Raw genomic sequence first — 18,391 nt, forward strand, 5'->3', positions numbered from 1 at the left:
AGCGCTAAGGCTGGCGAGCCAGAGAAGAGGACGGTTCCGCCATGCACAAGGTGCTGCTGTTCATGAAGCGCCGCGAGGGGCTGAGCTTCAACGCCTTCCGCGCCTATTACGAAATCCGCCACGTGCCGCTGTGCATGACCTACATGGGCGATGCGAAGCGCTATCAGCGCCGCTACATCGAGCGGCGGCGGGGCGAGCCCGAGCCCGAATTCGACGTCATCACCGAACTGTGGTTCGAGGATCGCAAGCTGGTCGATGGATTGCTGAAAACGCTGCGCAAGGACGATCTGCCCGCCGACGTCATCGCCGACGAGGAAAAGCTGTTCGACCGATCGAAAACCCGCGCCTTCGTGGTCACCGAGGCTGAAACGGCGCTGCCCGGATGACGCGATGAAGCTCGCCTTCGCGATGCCGCACCTGATCGAACTGGCGGGCCGCACCCAACCGTGGGAGTTCACCGTCGACGGCCCGGCAATGACCCGGTTGGCCAAGCTGGCCGACCAATGGGGCTACGACATGCTGTCGGTGCCCGAGCATTTCCTGATCCCGACTGCGCACGTCGGACTGTCCGGCCCGCATCATTTCCATGCTTATGCCGGCATGGGCCACATGGCCGGCGCCACCGAGACGATCCGGGTCAATTCCTCGATCGCGATCCTGCCGCTCCAGCACCCGGCGGTGACGGCCAAGGCACTCTCGACCATCGACTGGATGTCGGGTGGGCGGATCACTGTCACGTTCGCGGTCGGCTGGCTGAAAGAGGAATTCGACCTGCTCGGCGTGCCGTTCCGCGAGCGCGGGGCAATGGCCGACGAATACCTGGCCGCGATCATCGAATTGTGGACCAGCGACGCGCCGGTGTTCGAAGGCAAATATGTGTCCTTCCGCGACGCGGCGTTCGAGCCGAAATGCCACGCGCCCAGCCCCGAACGTCCGCACCTTCCCATCTGGATGCACGGCGATGCCGACGCCGCTCTGCGCCGCGCCGCGCCGCGCGCTACGCCAGTGGCTGGTGGCCGTTCCTCACCAAGCCCGAGGCTATTCCTGCGCGGCTCGATTTCATCCGCAGCCAGCCCGATTACAACGGCAAGCTGGCCGAGGTGTTCTACGGCTTTTCGACCAGCGAAGTCGGCGAAGGGCACGAGCCACAGACCGATCCCACCGCGCGTGCGGGCCAGGGCTTGCAGCGCATCGTCGACCGGCTTGGCTGGTTCAAGGACCTGGGTGTGACGATGAGCTCGGTCCCCACGCCGCCTGTCCCGGACCTGGCCGCGGCGACCGATTTCATGCAGTGGGTGATCGAGGAGGTGAAGCCGCGGCTGGCCTAATCGAAGTGCTTGATCTGCGGCCATAACGTGGCGAGTGGTTGCTTGAGGCCCCGGCACAGCGCGATCGCCTTGCCGTTCTCATACGCCATGGCGAAGCGTGAACTGGTCGTGGCCAGCACTTCGACCGAGCTGCAATAGGGCCGTAACGCCTCCACATCGCGCTGCACCACCAGCAGGTTCACCGGGTCTTGCCCGCGCAGGCCCCATAGATAATACTGGTTGTGCCCGCTGAGCGAGGGCGGAAGACCGGCGGGGCGGCCAAAAATGTCGAGCGCTGCGGTTTCGCCATAGTTGTCGAGCTTGATCGCCGTCCGCGCCTTGTCGGCGGGCGGAATGCGCGCCCAGGCATCGACCACCTGCCGCGTGAAATCGTGCCAGCCAAGCTGGTCCGCGAACACCTGCGGCAGCGAGGTGCCGGCAAAGCTGCGCTCCTGCGCCTGCGGGGTGAACCCGATCCGCGTCATGTAGTGGGCCAGCCCGAACGGCGAGAGCAGCGGCAGCGTGATCGGCGCGATCACTGCCGAAACCGCGATGGCTGCCACCGCGACCAGCCCGGCCACCAGCTTGCGCGCAACTGTCGTTACCAGCGGCGCCAGCGTGACCGCGCCCAGCACGAACAGCACCGGATAGCATGGCGCCATGTAGTAGTCCTTGCCGTGCCCCAGCCGCACGATCACCAGCACCACCAGGCAGGCGATGGGCACGAAACGCATGTCCTTGAGCCGCGCCACCACGAATGGACCAACCAGCCCCGCGATCCACAGCGGCGCCGACGCGGGGTTCATCACCATGGCCTGGTTGGCGAGGAAGGGGCCGAGCGCGACATCGGCGTTCTTGTCCTTCGCCGCCGCACCCAGTTCGAGAAACGGAAAGTGATGCGCCGCCTGCCACACGAACGAAGGCAGCGCGATCAGCACACCCAGCGCCAACCCGATCCATAGCGCCGGGCGCAACACCAGCCGCCGCTGCGGCGTGACGAGAATGCCGATCGCCAGCCCAACTGCCCAGAACAGCATCGCGTACTTGATCTCGAGCGCGAGGCCCACGACCATCCCCGCTCCGATCAATGCCCGATCGTCGTCGAACCGGATCGCGCGCGCCAGCAAATACGCCACCGCAGTCCACAGCAGCGGATCAAACAGCGTGGTGTTGAGCACTGCGGTCAGCCCCATCAGCATCGGCGCGATCGCCACCGCCAGCATTGCCGGCGCCGCCGCCAGCCTGCCGCCGCCCAGCAGCACCACGAACCGCGCCGCGAGGTAGACCAGCGCGCCCGAAACGATCGCGCCGGGCAGTCGGAGCGCGAACGCACCATGCCCGATCGCGTAAAGCCCCGCCGCCAGCAACGGCACCAGTGGCGGCTGGTCGACATAGCCGAACGCCGGGTGCTGGCCGCAGACGATAAAGTACAATTCGTCGCGGAACAGGTCGTAGCGGCTGGCGAAGGCGGCGTGGAATGCGAACACCACCAGCGCCGCCAGCAGCGCGCGACGATCGAGCCGAGTGCGGTCGGCGATCACCACGCGAGTTTCGGCCATCCGGACATCATGCGGCCCGACTTATCAGCATCTTGCGCCGCGCGGCAAGCGGCGCGGGCTCAGCTTGCCTCAGCCCCAGATCGCGTCGGCGGCCGCAGCCGCCTGTTCGGCGCGACCGCCCAGTTCGCCGATCAGCGCTTTCAGCCGATAAGTCCACAAGTGCAGCGGATGCTCCAGGGTCATGCCCATCGCGCCGAGGAACTGGTGCAGATCGTACGTCACCGCGCGCGCCGCTTCCTGCGCGTGGAGCAGCGCCAGCGCGGCGTCTCCCGCATCCAGCGTCGCGGCGGCCTTCAACGCCAGCCAGCGCACGCCGTTGGTGCGGACTTGCGCCTCTGCCAGCCGGTGTCGCAGCGCCTGGAACGTGGCCAGCGGGCGGCCGAACTGCTGACGGTCGGCCAGATACGTACACGTCACCTCGAGCGCGGCGGACAGCAGCCCGGCAGCCTCGGCGGCAAGCGCGATGCGCAAATGGGTGCGGACATGGTCGGGCGAAATGTCGTGCCGGGTGGCCAAGGCGGTCGAAGGATCGACCAGCAACGTGCCCATCGGATAGGCGAACAGGCTTTCGGGCTCGGCGCGCACCTGATCGGCGGCGGCGGTGAAGCTGGTGACCGCATCGCCGAGCACCACCACAGTCGCGCCCGGTGCCAGGAACCGCAATGGACGGTGCAGCCGCGCAGCATCGACCACGCAGAGCGGGCCTCCCGTGCCTTCGCCCAACAGCGGCCCGATCAACGCGCTCACCGCCGCTTCGGTGGCGAAGGGTAGCCGGGCCAGCCGCTCGACCACCAGCGCGGCGGTGACCGCGCCAAGATCGGGATCGCGTCCCACATCGAGGAAGCCGCTTTCGCCAATCTCCCGGTCAAGGTCCGCGCTGGTCAGCGCAAACCCGGTCGCGCCGATCGGCATCGCGGCATAGGGCCTGACCATGCCGTCGAGCGCGTCGAGGATCGCGATCTGATCGGAGGTGAGTGACAAGTCCATCAGCGCGCTTCCCTGGGCAATTTGAGCACATCGGTGGCGATGATGTTGAGCTGGATTTCTGCCGCCCCCGCCGCAATCCCCGCGACGATGCCGCGCTGGTGGTGCATCTTGAGGTAGGGTTCCGCATCGGCAAGCGCCTCGGGCAGGTACTCCACCACGAATTCCGCCACCGCACGTTCGGCCATCACCGTGGCGAAGCGGGCCGAACTGCTTTCCGCGCCGATTGCCTCGCCGCCTGCGCGGCGGCTGACGATGGCGTAGCTGGCCATGCGCGCCGCCTCGCACAGCGCGGCTGCTTTTGCGGCTTCGGCACGCACGCCCTCGCGCACGAACGCGCCTCGCCCCTTCAGCACACTCACCGCGCGGTCCAACGCCGCCCGCGCCAGGTGATAGCGCGGAATGCCCAGCCGTTCGTTGGTGAGCGAAAAGGCGATGATCTCCCACGCCTGCCCCTCGTCGCCGAACAAGGCGCCTGCGGGAACAACGCAATCGTCGAAAAACAGCTCGTGGATGTCGCCTTCGCCGATGATCGACGGGATCTGCCGCACGGTGATGCCCGGCGTGTCCATCGGCAACAGCAGGATCGAGATGCCCTTCTTGCGATCATCGGCAGTGCGGCACAGCAGGAAGCAGGTTTCAGCGAGGCCCGCATAGCTGGTCCAGATCTTCTGGCCCGAAACGCGGTAAGTGTCCCCATCTCGCACCGCGCGGGTGCGCAACGAAGCAAGGTCCGAACCCGATCCCGGCTCGGAAAAGCCCTGGCACCAGATCGCGCTGCCCGCCGAAATGCCGGGCAGATAGCGCGCCTGCTGTTCGGGCGTGCCGTAGCGCATCAGCGTCGGGCCGATCCAGTTGACGTTCATGTATTGCGCGCCGCGTGGTTCGCCGTGGCCCCACATTTCCTCGGCCAGGATGGTCTGGTGCCAAGGCCCCAGCCCCTCACCGCCGATCGCCTTGGGCCAGTGCGGGGTGAGCAGCCCCTCGGTGGCGAGCATCGCGCAGAACGCCTTTGAGAACTCGGTGATCTCGGCCGACCCTGGACCGTGCCCGGCGACGGCCTCCCAATTATCGGGCAGATTGGCGGCAAGCACGCCGCGCAGCCGGTCGCGGAAGGCGACCTGTTCGGCATTCCAGGTGAAATCCATCGGCCAGGCTCCGCACAATCAAGGAGAGGGCGATAGCCCAGTCGCGGCCGCACGGACAATCGCGACGCGGTGCCCGGTGCAAGACAACGCCCCGGTGATAAACGCGCACTTGCCAAGCCTCCGGCGATCGGAGAACCCCATGCGATGAGCGAACCCGTTTTCACCGCCGTCGCGCCGCTGGCAGACCTGCCGCGCGGCACCGTACGCGAGGTCGGCGTAAGTGGCCGATCGATCCTGCTGTGCCATGACGAGGACGGTATTCATGCCGTCGAGAACCGCTGTTCCCACGCCGATATGCCGCTCGCTTGCGGGCGGATACGCAACGGCTGGATCATGTGCCCAACGCACGGCGCACGCTTCGATCTGGCCACGGGAGAGGCGCTCGGCCCGCCAGCCAGCATGGCGATCGCCACGTTTGCGGTGCGGGTGGTGGACGGAATGATCGAGATCGCTGCCTGACGACTGCCCTTTCGGACCATCGCCCAGCCGATATGGGATCGGTCCCCCCTTGCGAGCAACGCCCCCGATGGTGCCTATCGGAAACCATGCCCGAACCTTACGATCACCTGGACACCCTGCGCCAGACATTGCGCGCCTGGCTCGCCGCCAACGCGCCGGCCGACTGGCGCGAGACTTGCACCAGCCACGATGGGTTCCTCGCACTCCAGCGAAAATGGTTCACAACGCTGATCGAAGGCGGCTGGGCCATCCCGCACTGGCCCGCCCAAGGTCCTCACGGAGCCTGGCCAGGCGGCGGGCGCGGCCTGGCCGAGCAGAAGGTGATCTACGAGGAACTGGCGCGCGCCGATACGCCGCGGCTGATCCTGACCTTCGTTTCGACGTACCACGCCGCCTGCACGCTGTTCGAATGGGCCACGCCCGAACAGCAGGCAAAGTACCTGCCCGGCATCCTTGCGGGCGAAATCTGGTGCCAGGGCTTTTCTGAACCGGGCGCGGGATCGGACCTCGCCAGCTTGCGCACGCGGGCCGAGTTGAGGGGCGATCACTACGTCGTCAACGGGCAGAAGCTGTGGTCCACGATGGGCCAGTTCGCCGACAAATGCCTGCTGCTCGTCCGCACCAGCAGTGAAGGTGCCAAGCAGGCGGGGCTGACGTACTTGCTGCTCGACATGAAGGCCAAGGGCGTCACCGCGCGACCGATCCACCAGATCCACGGTGACGAGGAATTCGCCGAACTGTTTCTCGATGACGTGCACGTGCCGGTGGCCGACCGGCTGGGCGCCGAAGGCCAGGGCTGGGCGGTGGCGCAATCGACGCTGTCGTCCGAACGCGGACTGACGCTGCTCGAACTGAGCGCACGGATGCGCGGCAGTCTGTGGCGGCTGGTCGAATTGGTGGGCGGCGACGAACCGGGCGTTCTGCGCGATCTCGGCCGGCTGGCGACGCGGATCGACGCGGCTCAAGCGCTCGCCGACCAGTTTCTGGCCAAGCGCATCGCGGGCGAGGAAGCGGTCGGTGACGCCTCGCTGGTCAAGCTGATGTATGCCCGCACCTTGCGCGAATTCACCTCGATGGGGCTACGGCTGGGCGGGATCGGGCAGCAATACCACGAACCGATCGTGTTTGGCGGGGGCATGGAAACGGGCAACTGGATGGCCGATTTCATGAACTCCTACGCCTGGACGATCGCCGGCGGCAGCGACGAGGTGCAACGCAACATCATCGCCGAACGGATGCTCGAAATGCCGCGCGAACCGAAATCATGGGTGGGCGCATGAGCGAGATCCGCACCGAACTGGCCGATGCCGCGCGCAAGGCGCTAAGTCACGGGCAGGCGGGCGACGGGCTGGCGCGCGACGAGGCGGCGGCACTGCCGGGCGAGATGGGCTGGCTGATGGCGCACGTGCCCGAGGATCGCGGCGGGCTGGGGCTTGGCCACGAAGGGCTGGCCGCGATCGCCAAGGAACTGGGTCGCGCGCTGGTGCCGGGGCCGGTGGTGGCGCAAGTGGGCGTGATCGCCGCACTGTCCCACGCTGACGCTTTCGACGGCCGCGACGCACTGCTCGAAGCGGCGATGGGTGGTGAGGTGATGACCACCAGCCTGGCTGTCGCGCCCACCGGTGCCATGGTGACGTGCGTGCCCGATGCCGATCGTGCCAGCCACGTGCTCGTTCTGCGGCCGGACCGCGTCGCGCTGGTCGCGCGCGATGCGCCCGGCGTGACGGTGATCGAGCGCCCGACCTGGGACCGCACGCGCCGCTTGTTCGACGTGGTGGTGCCACACGATGCACCGGCAAAGGTGCTGGCCGAAGGCACGGCCGCGCAGGCGCTCGACGCCACCGCGCGTTCGACGATGCTGTTTGCGCTCGCCGCCGATGCGCTGGGCGGGGCCGAGGCGGCGCTGGCGATGACGGTCGATTACCTCAAGACCCGCCGCCAGTTCGATCGGCCGCTGGCGATGTTCCAGGCGCTCAAGCACCGGGTGGCCGATCTGCAATGCGCGATCGCTGCGGCCGATGCGCTGCTGTGGCAACGCGCAGGCGATGCCGATGCCACGCTGCTCGCGATGGGCGCGCTCAAGGCGCATGCCTGCGGGGTTTACCGCATGGTGACCGAGGAGATGATCCAGCTTCACGGCGGGATCGGGCTGACCGCCGAGTACGCGTGCCATCTGTTTCTCAAGCGCGCGCTGCTGAACGCCGCGCTGCTCGGCGATGGCGACCATTGGGATCAACTGAGCGGCCGCGCGCTGCTCGAAGGAACACGGGCATGAAGCCGATTCGCACCTTTGCCGCCCTCCTCCCGCTGTTGGCGATCGCTGCCGGGCCGCCGGCACCCACCGCAGGAGCACCCGCCATGACCCAGCCCGCCACCCCGCCCTCCGTTTCTGGCGAAGACCCCCTGTTCCGCGAACCCTACATCGACATCGACGAATGGCGCGATGCCCCCGTCCGGCACCACTATATCCATGGCGGGTTCAAAGGCACCGAAACGCGCTTTTCGTTCTATTTCCCACCCGCCGACAAGTACCAGGGCCGGTTCTTCCAGTACGTCACCCCGGTGCCCGACAACGAAAACCTGGCGCAAAAGCCCGATCGCGATGACGACAAGATCGGCTTCTCGATCGCATCTGGTGGCTATTTCGTCGAGACTAACGGCGGCGGCACCAGCCAGACCGCCGGCCCCGCGTTCGGTGCCGACCCGACCATCGCCGCGTTCCGCGCCAACGCCGCCGCCGCGCAATTTTCGCGGGTGCAGGCGCTGAAATTATATGGCGGCAAACGGCCTTACGGCTACCTCTACGGTGGCAGCGGGGGCGGATATCGCACGTTGGGCAGCATGGAGAACACCCAGGGCGTATGGGACGGCGCGGTGCCGTTCGTGCTCGGTTCGCCGATGGCCGCCCCCAATGTGTTCGCTGTCAGGATGCACGCGATGCGGCTGCTCGATGGGCATTTCCCGGCAATCGTCGATGCGATGGACGCGGGCGGCAGCGGTGATCCGGCAGCGGGATTGAACGACGAACAGCGCGAAGCCTGGCGCGAAGTCACCGCGATGGGTTTCCCGCCGCGATCGTGGTTCGGATACAAGACGATGGGCGTCCACGCCTTCACCGCGCTTTACCAGGGCATGGTCATGGCCGACCCCACGTACTTCACCGATTTCTGGACCAAGCCCGGCTACCTCGGTTTCGATCCGCCCGAATCCTTGAAGGTGGCGCGGTTGCAGTTTGAAACCACCATCGCCGCGCCGCTCGACGAGGACAAGGCGGTCGCGCGCGGGCTGCCCGAGGTGCGCATCCCCGGCACCGATCGCGGCTCGGCCGATGCCGCGTGGCGCACTGCATTGGACGACGGCAGCAAGCGCCCGGTGGCGTTCGACCTTGGCGGGACGCCGCCCGACGTGGGGTTCCTAGGCGGTGATCTGGTGATCGAAAGCGGCGCCGCGGCCGGCAAGCGGCTGGCGGTGCGGCTGCTGCGCGGCAGCACGGTGACGCTGGGCGTGGTCGATACCAAGGTGCTGGCGCTGGTGAGACCGGGCGACAAGGTGCGGCTCGACAACAGCAATTTCCTCGCGGCGCAGACCTATCATCGCCACCAGGTGCCGGGGCGCGACTATGCAGTGTGGGACCAGTTCCGCGCGCCCGACGGCGCGCCCAAGTACCCGCAGCGCAAGATCAACCTCGGCCCGCTGTTCACGCGCGGCGCGGCCGGCACGGTGCCGACGGGCGCGTTCAACGGCAAGATCATCGTGGTCGAATCGCTGCTCGATCGCGAGGCCTTCCCATGGCAGGCCGATTGGTACGCGCACAAGTTCGACGCGCATTTCGGCGCTTCCGCGCACGATCATTATCGCCTGTGGTACACCGACAACGCGCTCCACGGCGCCAGCGAGGACAAGGACGAGCCGACCCGCGTGATCAGCTACATCGGCGTGCTCCAGCAGGCGCTGCGCGATGTGTCGGCGTGGGTGGAAAAGGGCACGCCGCCGCCCGAGACGACGAGCTATCGGGTGGCGGATGGGCAGGTGATTCTGCCTGCCGGCGCGCATGATCGGCGCGGGGTGCAGCCAACCATCGCGCTCACCGCCGATGGCAAGGCGCGCGCGGCGGTACGGGTAGGGCAGCCGGTGAAGTTTGCTGCAACGGTAGATGTTCCCGCCGGAACCGGGGCGGTTGTCGAGGCGGCGTGGGACTTCGACGGCAAGGGGACTTACCCCGAAAAGGCTGCATTGCCCGCCAAGCCTGCGGGGAAGCTGACGCTAACGACCACGCACAGCTTCGCCAGGCCAGGCACGTGGTTCGTGACGCTCAAGGTCGCGTCCGAGCGGCGCGGCAATACGGCGTCACCTTACGCGCGCGTGCGCAATCTGGCGCGGGTTCGGGTTGTGGTGGAGTGACCCCACACCGTTCGTCATGAGCTTGTCGAAGGACTGCTGTTTCTTTTGCGAGGTAGCAGAAAAGGACAGTCCTTCGACAAGCTCAGGACGAACGGGTTTGGGAAGGCAGCGCCAAGCCGAAAGGCCCCTAACCCGCTTCCTCCAGCAGCACATCCGCCAAAGCCGCGCCCCGCGTCCACATCGCCTGGTGCCCGGCATCGAGCCGCGCGATGCGATCCGCATGGACCCGCTTTCCAAAACGCTCCTGCCACGCCGGCGGCAGCGCCTGATCGCGATCCAGCAAGATATAGCTCACCGCCATTTGCGCCAGGTGATCGTAGCGCCAGTCGCTGCGGGTGAACGTATCGGTGGGCCACACGTCCGGCCCCAGCCGCGCCAGAAAATCATCGCCCTGCCCCGCCGGCATGTCGTTGCAGAACATCGCGCGGTAGCGCTGTTCGGGGGTGTGCGTGGCGGGATCAACCGGCCAGCCGACTTCGCTCTGGCTCGCGCCTTGCACCCCGCCGCCGATCATCGCGATCGGAGTCTGACCGGGCAACGGCGCGGCACAACTGGCGTATATCAGGCGCGAAAAGCGGTCAGGCGCGGCTTCGGCCATCCGCGTCAGCACCACTCCGCCGAGCGAATGGCCGACCAGCGTGACCGGCCCATCGGTCCAGCCAGCAATGTCGGCCAACAATTCAGCAGCGACATGATCGACGGTCATCCCCGCCAAGTCACGCCCGCGCTTCACCCCGCAGCCGGGCACATCCAGCGCCAGCACGCGCGCGCCTTTCGCCTCCAGCGCGCGCTGCGTCGGCTCCCACACCCAACTGCCCTGCCCGCCCCCATGTAACAGCGCGAAAGCGGGCGCAGCGGTCATGCCATCAGCGACTTCGCCGCCGCGACGACTTGCGCGGGCGAAACCAGGAAGGCATCCTCCAGCGGCTTCGAGAACGGCACCGGGCACGTCGGCGCACCCAGCCGAATCACCGGCTTTTTCAACGTGGTGAACAGTTCCTCGTTGATGCTCGCGGCAATTTCGGCGCCGGGGCCGAAGTTGCGCACCGCTTCGTGCGCCACGATCGCGCGGCCGGTCTTGGCCACCGACGCGAACACCGCCTCGCGGTCCCACGGCGATACCGTGCGCAAGTCGATGATCTCTGCCGAAATCCCGGCTTCGGCCAGCGCCGGCAAGGCGGCTTGTGCGCGCAGCACCATCGATGACCAGGTCACGATCGTCACGTCGGTGCCTTCGTTGGCCACGCGTGCGACACCCAGCGGGATCGGCCCCTGATCGGCCGCGACTTCGCCCGGCACGAACAGCGTGCCCGCGCTTTCGATGAAGATGCACGGATCGGGGTCCTGGATGCAGCTCATCAGCAAGCCCTTGTAATCGGCCGGGTTCGACGGCGCAACGACCTTGATGCCGGCGGCGTGCGCGAACCAGCCTTCGAGGTGATCGGCGTGCTGCCCCGCGGTCTGCCAGCCGGCGCCGGTCAGCGTGCGGATGGTGATCGGCACGGCGCTCTGCCCGCCCGACATGAAGCGCAGCTTGGCGGCGTGGTTGAAGATCATGTCCATGCACACGGTGGTGAAGTTCATCAGCATGATTTCGGCCACTGGCTTGTAGCCGCCCAGCGCCGCGCCGATTGCCGCGCCGATGATCGCCTGTTCGCTGATCGGGGTGGTGCGCACGCGATGCTCGCCGAACTTCGTGGAAAGGCCGCGCATCGTGCCGGTGACGCCGCCGCCTTCGGGATCGGCGATGTCCTCGCCCAGCACGAGCACTTTAGGATCAGCCGCCATCGCGTCCATCATCGCAGCGTTGATCGCCTGGATGGCGTTCATTTTCAGCATCTCGCTCATGCGCCGAACTCCATGGCCGAAAACTGTTGGGGGGGCATTTCGGTGGCGAACACGTCGCGGCGCAGTTCGTCGGCCGACGGGAATTCGCTGGCCATGCCGAACGCTTGCGCATCGGCGACTTCGGCTTCGATATCGGCCTGCATCTTGGCAAGCTGTTCTTCGGTGGCGTGGCCTTCGGCGATCAGCCGCGCACGGAATTTCGGCAGGGGATCGTCGGCCATCGCCGCGGCCTTCTCCTCCTTGGTCATGTAGAAATCATCGTCGCCCAGCACGTGGCCGAGGAAGCGGAAGGTCTTGCATTCGAGCAATGTCGGTCCATCGCCGTTGCGCGCGCGTTCCACCGCCATTGCTACCGCCTCGTACATCGCCCAAGGATCGTTGCCGTCCACGGTGAAGCCCGGCATCCCGTAAGCGATCGCGCGGGTGGCGATATGTTCGACCGAAGTGGCCTTCTCGAACCGGGTGTGCTCGGCGAAACCGTTGTTCTGACACACAAAGATTACTGGCAGCTTCCACACCGAAGCCAGGTTCAGGCTCTCGTGGAACGCGCCGATGTTGCTCGCACCGTCACCGAAATAGGCGACCGTCACCTGCTTGCTGCCATCGAGCAGCGCCGCCCACGCCAGGCCATTGGCGATCGGCATCGAGGAGCCGACGATCCCCGTGGTCACCATCACGCCGGTTTCGGGGTGGGTGAGGTGCATCGGCCCGCCCTTGCCCTTGCACGTGCCATCCACCCGCCCGGCAATCTCGGCCCACAGCGGGCGCAGCGGCATGTCCTTGGCCACCATGTCGTGGATGCCGCGGTAGATCGTGCAGATCTTGTCGTCATCGGTCAGATGGTGCGAGACCGCGCTGGGGATCACCTCCTGCCCGCGCGCCGAGTAATACGGCATCATCAGCTTGCCGCGCCGGATGGTGGCGCGGATCGCGTCATCGTTGCGCTCGATCCGCACCATGCGGCGGTAGATATCGACCAGCGCCGCAGAGCTTGGCTGCGGGGCATTGGCGGTGCTCGATTCGGCCATGAAGGGTCCTCGATTGGGGTGTGCGGATGCGGTCTTAGCGTGTGGCGTGATAGCGCGCGCGGGTCCGGCTGTAACTTCGCTGGCGCGATATCGAGCGCAGGGCAGGCACGATCCCGCCGCAACCGGGGTAGCTTGCCCCGACAAGCGCAGGAAAACGGGCACCATGCAGACCATCGAAGGGCGCCACGCCTTCATTACCGGCGGCGCGAGCGGCATCGGCCTCGCGATCGCGCGGGCGTTGCTGGCCCGGGGCGCCAGCGTAACCGTGGCCGATTGGGACCAGGCGCGGCTCGATGCATTGGCGGGCGCGTTTCACGCGATCCGCCTCGATGTCAGCAACCGCGCGGCGTGGGGCGATGCGCGCGCCAGTGCCGAAGCCGCGCACGGTCCGGTCGACATCCTGTGCAACAACGCCGGGATCGGGCCGTGCCGCACCGAACTGACCGACATGGACCCTGCCGCGTTCGACCGGATGATCGCGATCAAGCTGACCGGCAGCTTCAACGGCGTGCGCTGCTTCGCGCCGGGCATGCGCGCGCGTGGGGCCGGGCATGTGGTCAACACCGCGTCGATGGCCGCGCTTTACCCGCAGGCGCGGCTGGGCGAATACGGCGCGGCCAAGGCCGGGCTGGCCATGCTGTCCGAAGTGCTGCGGCTCGAACTCGCGCCTCATGGCGTGGGTGTGTCGGTGCTGTGCCCTGGACTGACCTCGACCGGGCTTCCCCAAACCAGCGCCCGCGCCGCTGGCCGCCCCGAACCCGAAGGCACGATGCCGGGAATTGACGCCGCTGTGGTCGCCGAGCGCGTGATCGCCGGCATTCGCGGTGATTGGCCGTATATCCTCACGCATGGTGAGCGGCGCGATGCGGTCGCGGCACGCGCCCATACGCTGCTCGGCGCATTTGACCTCATCCCCGACAGCACCGGAGCTTCCGCATGACCATGACCACCGCCGCCTTCATCAAGGGCGGAGCCGGGATCGACGCGATCGCGTTGCGCGCAATCGAAGTCCCCGCGCCAGCGCCCGGCGAGGCCACAGTCCGGCTGCGCGCCGCCGCGCTCAATTACCGCGACCTGATCGTGATCCGCGGCCTGATGGCCGGGCTGGCGAAGGAACCCGAAGTGATCCCGCTGTCATGCGGCGCGGGCGAAGTGGTGGCGGTGGGCGAGGGCGTGACCCGCGTAAAGCTGGGCGATCGGGTCAGCCCGCTGTTCGCCACCGGATGGTTCGAAGGCCTGCGCCCGACGATGACGATGCTCGGCGGATCGGTCGACGGCACCGCGCGGCGGTTGGGCAATTTCGAGGCCGAAAGCCTGGTGCTGATCCCCGATGAACTTGGCGATCTGGAAGCCGCGACGCTGCCCTGCGCGGGATTGACAGCGTGGAACGCGCTGTTCCTCCACCGTCCGATCCAGCCAGGCGAATGGGTGCTGTGCCCCGGCACCGGCGGGGTCAGCCTGGCCGCGTTGCAATTCGCCAAGGCGGCGGGCGGGCATGTGGTGGTGACCTCGTCGAGCGACGCGAAACTGGCCCGCGCGCGCGCTTTGGGTGCGGATGTGACGATCAACTACCGCACCACGCCCGACTGGCCCGCAGCCTTGCGCAAGGCCCTGGGTGGGCGCGGTGTGCAGATCGCGGTGGACGTGATCGGCGCCAGCGCGCTCGAAAAAACTGCCGCCGTGGTCGATCCCGGCGGGGTGATCGCGGCCATCGGCATGCTCGGCTCGGACTTCTCGTGGCACAATACGGAGACCGGCGGGCACCCGGTGGTGCGCATCAACGTCGGCAACCGCGCCGAGCATGAGGCGATGCTGGCGTTCTGCGCGAAGCACGCAATCCGGCCGGTGGTCGATGCGGTCTATGATCTGGAGCGGCTGGCAGATGCGTACCGGCATCTGGAGAGCGGGCGGTTCTTCGGGAAGATCGGGGTGCGTTTGCTTTAGGTTGCTCGGGATCAAAGTTCAGCGGCGCATCATTTTCCGTTCGCCCTGAGCTTGTCGAAGGGCTGTCCTTCTCTTGCACAGCGGCAGAAGTGAAGGACAGTGCTTCGACAAGCTCAGCACGAACGGTGGCTGGATTACCCCCGATCTACAAACTGTTCCCAACCCCCGCCGCATGCTTCGCCGCGACATAGCCGAAAGTCATCGACGGCCCCACGCTCGCGCCCGCGCCGGGGTACACGCCGCCGAACACCGATGCGCTCGCAACCCCGCACGCATAAAGCCCACCGATCGGCGCGCCCTGCTTGTCGAGCACGCGCGCATGCACATCGGTAACCACGCCGCCATATGTCGAGACATCGCCCGGCACGATCTCCACGGCGTAATACGGCGCCTTGTCGATGCGCCCGAGCGCCGGGTTGCCGGCCTTGTACGGATCGCCCAGCCACTGGTCGTAAGCCCGCGCGCCGCGCCCGAAATCCTCGTCCACGCCCTTGTCCACGATGGCGTTCCAGCGCGCCACCGTTGCTTCCAGCGCAGCCGGATCGACCCCGATTTCGCCCGCCAGCCCGGTCAGCGTATCGGCCTGCTTGAGATAGCCGGCGTCCGCCCAGCCTTGCGTCTTCTTGCCCATCTTGACCCCGCCGACCGCGTATTCACCAGCGAATTGCGCGTCGAAAATCGCCCAGCTAGGCACCGCCGCCACGGTCTTGTTCCGTTCGAGCATGGTCTGGCAGTACAGCTCATAGCTGCCACCCTCGTTCATGTAACGCACGCCCGATTGATCGACCAGTATCGCGTGCGGCTTGCCCGTCAGCCCTTGGCCGGGCGGCTTGACGAAAGCCTGATCGAACCCCGGCATCCGCGTGGTCTGGTAGCCGACCATCTGGTCCATCTGCGCCAGCACGCCGCCGGCGCGCTCCAGCACCGGAAACAAGTCGCCGGTGTCGGACGGGATGGTGTTGGACCACGCGGCTTGCGTGCCGGGCATATAGCGATCGCGCATCGCCTGGTTCTGCGCAAAGCCGCCGGCGTTGACCAACACGCCCAATCGCGCGCCGATCCGCCATGGCTTGCCGTCCTTCTCGATCACCACACCTGCAACCGCGCCGTTCGCGACGATCAGGTCCTGCACCCCGGCGCCGGTGCGCACATCGACCCCGGCCTTGAGCGCGGCTTGCAGCATCCGCCCCTGCAACGCCGCGCCCGCGGTCACCCAGTGCTTGCCGGTCAGCTTGCCGAGCACGACCGCGACCGCGATCTTCGCGAATATCCAGCGGATCTTCCAGCTTTTGTGCGCGAACGGCAGCTTCATCCCGTCATCGAGCCGCGCGGGCACCGACAGGAAGCCCGGCTGGAGCCTGGCCTCCCACGCGCCCAACTGCTTCTTGTCGAAGGGCTTGGCCACCACCGTCCGGCTGGTCTTGCAGCCACCGGGAAGCTCGTCGTAATAGTCGGGCCAGAAGCGCGATCCGCGTTCGAGCGCGATGCCTTCGCCCATCAGGAAATCGACCATTTTCGGCGCTTCGGCCACATAGGCCAGTCGCCGATCGTGCGAGGTGCCGGGAAATTCGGGGCCATCGGCGCAAACCGCTTCGAGGTAAGTGATTGCCGCCTCGGCGCTGTCGGGATCGCCCTCGGCGGCCATGAAGCGGTTGCCGGGAATCCACATCACCCCGCCCGATTTCGCGGTGGTGCCGCCAACCGTCGCCGCCTTTTCGAGCACCAGCACCGACTTGCCGGCCCGGCGCATCACCAGTGCCGAGCTCATCGACCCCGCCCCGCTGCCCACCACGACCCAGTCGAAGGTCTCGTCGAAATCGCTCATTGGTTGCATTCTCCGGTCATGACGCGGGTTAGACCGTGCGGACCCGACCCGCACAAGATGCATCGCCTGCGCGGCGTTTCCATATCGCCCCGGCGTGCTAGACCCGTGCCATGACGACCAGCCTTCCCGCCTTCACGACCATCCAACTCACCCGCCGCGACCGGCTGTTGACGCTAACATTCAACCGGCCTGAAGCGATGAACGCCTTCAACCTGGCACAGCACGATGAACTGCCCGAAGCGCTGACTTTCGCGAGCGCAGACCCCCACTCGGACGTGCTGGTGCTGACCGGCGCGGGCCGCGCGTTCTCGGCCGGCGGCGACATCGCGCATATCGAACGCAACGCCGCCCATCCCGAATTGTTCGACCACGAAGCCCGCCAGGCCAAGCGCATCGTGTTCACCATGCTCGATATCGAAAAGCCGGTGGTGTGCCGGATGAACGGTCACGCGATCGGGTTGGGTGCCACGCTGGCATTGCTGTGCGACGTGGTGTTCGCGGCAGAGGGCGCCAAGATCGGCGATCCGCACGTCGGGCTCGGCCTCGTTGCCGGCGATGGCGGCGCGTTGCTGTGGGCGGCGCGGATCGGGCTGGCCCGCGCGAAAGAGTACCTCCTGACCGGCGACCTCCTCACCGCCACCAAGGCCGCCGAGATCGGCCTGATCAACCACGCGCTCCCCGCGGCCGATCTCGACGCGGCGGTCGATGCGTTCTGCGACAAGCTGCTGGCCGGCGCGCAACAGGCGCTGCGCTGGACCAAGTTGCTCACCAACATGGAGCTCAAACGCGCCGCCGCCGCGCTGATGGAGGCCGGCATCGCTTACGAATCGCTCTCGGTCCGCACCGCCGATCACCGCGAGGGCGTGGCCGCACTCAAGGAAAAGCGCGCGCCGAAGTTCGGCGGCTAAGCGGTCATTTCCAGCACGATCCGACCAGCCGCGCGGCCGGCTTCCGCGTCGGCCATGGCTTCGGCGAACTGCTCCAGCGGGTAGCGTTTGGCGATCACCGGGCGGATTGCGCCCACCTCGGCCAGCTTGAACGATTCGCGCATGTTGGCATCGGCTGCTGCGGGCTCGTTCACGCCATATTGGCGCAAGTCCACGCCGATCAGGCTGGCGCCCTTCAGCAGCGCGAGATTGGTGCGAAAGCTGGCGATGCCCCCGGTGAAACCGACCACCAGGTGCCGCCCGTTCCACGCCAGCGAACGGAACGCCGGCTCGGTCACCGCTCCGCCGACGGGGTCGAACACCACGTCCACCGGCTTGCCGTGGTTGGCCTCCTTGATCAATTCGCGCCAGTTGTCCGCGCGCGCATCGACGGCGGCATCGGCGCCATTGGCCAGTGCCATCGCGCGCTTGTCCGCGGACGAGGCCGAAGCGATCACCCGCGCGCCGATGTGGTGCCCAAGCTGCACCGCCGCAAGGCCGGTCGCCCCGCCCGCGCCGAGCACCAGCAGCGTCTCGCCGGGTTGCAAGTGCCCGCGCTCGATCAGTGCATAGCGCGCGGTATACGCGCTGACAGGGAACAGCGCGGCTTCGGCAAAGCTCAGCCCGGAGGGCGCGGGGCGGACGCTGCGCGCGGCCACCACGGCCACATCGGCGAACAACCCGCCCCAACTGCTCGCAACCACCGCCTGGCCAATCTCCAGCCCGGTCACCCCGTCTCCAACCGCCTCGATCACGCCGGCACATTCGCTGCCGGGGATGAACGGCAGCGGCGGCTTGACCTGGTACTTGCCAGCCGCGGTCAGGACGTCGACGAACGAAACCCCCGCCGCGCGGATCGCGATGCGCACTTGCCCCGGCCCCGGCGCGCCGGGATCGTGCGGAACCAGCTGATAGCATTCGGGGCCGCCCAACTGGTCGGCGATGACTGCGCGGAACATGGG

Annotated in this window: 17 protein-coding genes; 9 read left to right on the forward strand and 8 right to left on the reverse strand. The window is 67.2% G+C overall.

Features of this window, described 5'->3' with window-relative positions; all coding sequences use genetic code 11:
* Window positions 1-41: 41 nt before the first annotated feature.
* Together Q0R16_RS02830 and Q0R16_RS02835 are read left to right on the forward strand one after the other, a co-directional pair.
* Window positions 42-386, forward strand: a complete 345-nt coding sequence (locus Q0R16_RS02830; RefSeq protein ID WP_295631600.1) for an EthD domain-containing protein — start codon at window positions 42-44, stop codon at window positions 384-386.
* Window positions 387-390: 4 nt separating this feature from the next.
* Complete coding sequence (locus Q0R16_RS02835) at window positions 391-1,230, forward strand: LLM class flavin-dependent oxidoreductase (protein ID WP_295631602.1); 840 nt, start codon at window positions 391-393, stop codon at window positions 1,228-1,230.
* 94 nt (window positions 1,231-1,324) lie between these two features.
* Here Q0R16_RS02835 and Q0R16_RS02840 read toward each other — a convergent pair whose 3' ends face one another.
* The 3 genes from Q0R16_RS02840 to Q0R16_RS02850 form a co-directional block, all read right to left on the reverse strand.
* Window positions 1,325-2,866: a glycosyltransferase family 39 protein gene (locus tag Q0R16_RS02840; RefSeq protein ID WP_295631604.1), complete on the reverse strand. Its 1,542-nt coding sequence runs from the start codon at window positions 2,864-2,866 to the stop codon at window positions 1,325-1,327.
* Between the two features lie 69 nt (window positions 2,867-2,935).
* Window positions 2,936-3,853, reverse strand: coding sequence for an acyl-CoA dehydrogenase family protein (locus Q0R16_RS02845; RefSeq protein WP_295631606.1), 918 nt, complete (start codon window positions 3,851-3,853; stop codon window positions 2,936-2,938).
* Window positions 3,853-4,998: an acyl-CoA dehydrogenase family protein gene (locus Q0R16_RS02850; protein WP_295631608.1), complete on the reverse strand. Its 1,146-nt coding sequence runs from the start codon at window positions 4,996-4,998 to the stop codon at window positions 3,853-3,855. The genes Q0R16_RS02845 and Q0R16_RS02850 overlap by 1 nt, the downstream gene beginning before the upstream one ends.
* Before the next feature lie 144 nt (window positions 4,999-5,142).
* Between Q0R16_RS02850 and Q0R16_RS02855 the strand changes: the two genes are divergently transcribed.
* From Q0R16_RS02855 to Q0R16_RS02870, 4 genes are all read left to right on the forward strand, one after another.
* Window positions 5,143-5,457, forward strand: a complete 315-nt coding sequence (locus tag Q0R16_RS02855; protein ID WP_295631610.1) for a Rieske 2Fe-2S domain-containing protein — start codon at window positions 5,143-5,145, stop codon at window positions 5,455-5,457.
* 86 nt (window positions 5,458-5,543) lie between these two features.
* The gene (locus Q0R16_RS02860; RefSeq protein WP_295631612.1) at window positions 5,544-6,737 is read left to right on the forward strand and encodes an acyl-CoA dehydrogenase family protein; all 1,194 of its coding nucleotides are present in this window, start codon (window positions 5,544-5,546) and stop codon (window positions 6,735-6,737) included.
* Window positions 6,734-7,732: an acyl-CoA dehydrogenase family protein gene (locus tag Q0R16_RS02865; protein WP_295631614.1), complete on the forward strand. Its 999-nt coding sequence runs from the start codon at window positions 6,734-6,736 to the stop codon at window positions 7,730-7,732. The genes Q0R16_RS02860 and Q0R16_RS02865 overlap by 4 nt, the downstream gene beginning before the upstream one ends.
* Window positions 7,729-9,858, forward strand: a complete 2,130-nt coding sequence (locus Q0R16_RS02870; RefSeq protein ID WP_295631616.1) for a hypothetical protein — start codon at window positions 7,729-7,731, stop codon at window positions 9,856-9,858. The genes Q0R16_RS02865 and Q0R16_RS02870 overlap by 4 nt, the downstream gene beginning before the upstream one ends.
* 127 nt (window positions 9,859-9,985) lie before the next feature.
* Here the strand turns inward: Q0R16_RS02870 and Q0R16_RS02875 are convergent, their stop codons facing one another.
* Genes Q0R16_RS02875 through Q0R16_RS02885 form a run of 3 tightly spaced genes read right to left on the reverse strand, consistent with a single transcriptional unit; the run spans window position 9,986 to window position 12,734 of the window.
* Entirely contained in the window at window positions 9,986-10,720 is a 735-nt protein-coding gene (locus Q0R16_RS02875; protein WP_295631619.1) for an alpha/beta hydrolase family protein, read from the reverse strand.
* Entirely contained in the window at window positions 10,717-11,706 is a 990-nt protein-coding gene (locus Q0R16_RS02880; protein ID WP_295631621.1) for a transketolase C-terminal domain-containing protein, read from the reverse strand. The genes Q0R16_RS02875 and Q0R16_RS02880 overlap by 4 nt, the downstream gene beginning before the upstream one ends.
* Window positions 11,703-12,734, reverse strand: a complete 1,032-nt coding sequence (locus Q0R16_RS02885) for a thiamine pyrophosphate-dependent dehydrogenase E1 component subunit alpha (RefSeq protein ID WP_295631624.1) — start codon at window positions 12,732-12,734, stop codon at window positions 11,703-11,705. Before Q0R16_RS02885 ends, Q0R16_RS02880 begins: the two co-directional genes overlap by 4 nt.
* A 163-nt stretch (window positions 12,735-12,897) precedes the next feature.
* Here Q0R16_RS02885 and Q0R16_RS02890 point away from each other — a divergent pair, with 163 nt between their 5' ends.
* Both Q0R16_RS02890 and Q0R16_RS02895 read left to right on the forward strand, forming a co-directional pair.
* Window positions 12,898-13,674, forward strand: a complete 777-nt coding sequence (locus tag Q0R16_RS02890; RefSeq protein WP_295631627.1) for an SDR family oxidoreductase — start codon at window positions 12,898-12,900, stop codon at window positions 13,672-13,674.
* On the forward strand, window positions 13,671-14,678 hold the full coding sequence (locus Q0R16_RS02895; RefSeq protein WP_295631630.1) for an NAD(P)-dependent alcohol dehydrogenase: 1,008 nt from the start codon (window positions 13,671-13,673) through the stop codon (window positions 14,676-14,678). Before Q0R16_RS02890 ends, Q0R16_RS02895 begins: the two co-directional genes overlap by 4 nt.
* A gap of 145 nt (window positions 14,679-14,823) precedes the next feature.
* On the opposite strand, the gene Q0R16_RS02900 is transcribed toward Q0R16_RS02895, so the two are convergent.
* Complete coding sequence (locus tag Q0R16_RS02900; RefSeq protein ID WP_295631634.1) at window positions 14,824-16,503, reverse strand: FAD-dependent oxidoreductase; 1,680 nt, start codon at window positions 16,501-16,503, stop codon at window positions 14,824-14,826.
* Between the two features lie 110 nt (window positions 16,504-16,613).
* Between Q0R16_RS02900 and Q0R16_RS02905 the strand changes: the two genes are divergently transcribed.
* Window positions 16,614-17,411, forward strand: a complete 798-nt coding sequence (locus Q0R16_RS02905; protein ID WP_295631637.1) for an enoyl-CoA hydratase-related protein — start codon at window positions 16,614-16,616, stop codon at window positions 17,409-17,411.
* Here Q0R16_RS02905 and Q0R16_RS02910 read toward each other — a convergent pair.
* Complete coding sequence (locus Q0R16_RS02910; protein ID WP_295631640.1) at window positions 17,408-18,388, reverse strand: NADPH:quinone oxidoreductase family protein; 981 nt, start codon at window positions 18,386-18,388, stop codon at window positions 17,408-17,410. The genes Q0R16_RS02905 and Q0R16_RS02910 overlap by 4 nt on opposite strands.
* Between the last annotated feature and the right edge of the window lie 3 nt (window positions 18,389-18,391).

This window comes from Novosphingobium sp., assembly GCF_025351285.1.
In the GTDB taxonomy this organism is placed as follows: Bacteria; Pseudomonadota; Alphaproteobacteria; order Sphingomonadales; family Sphingomonadaceae; genus Novosphingobium.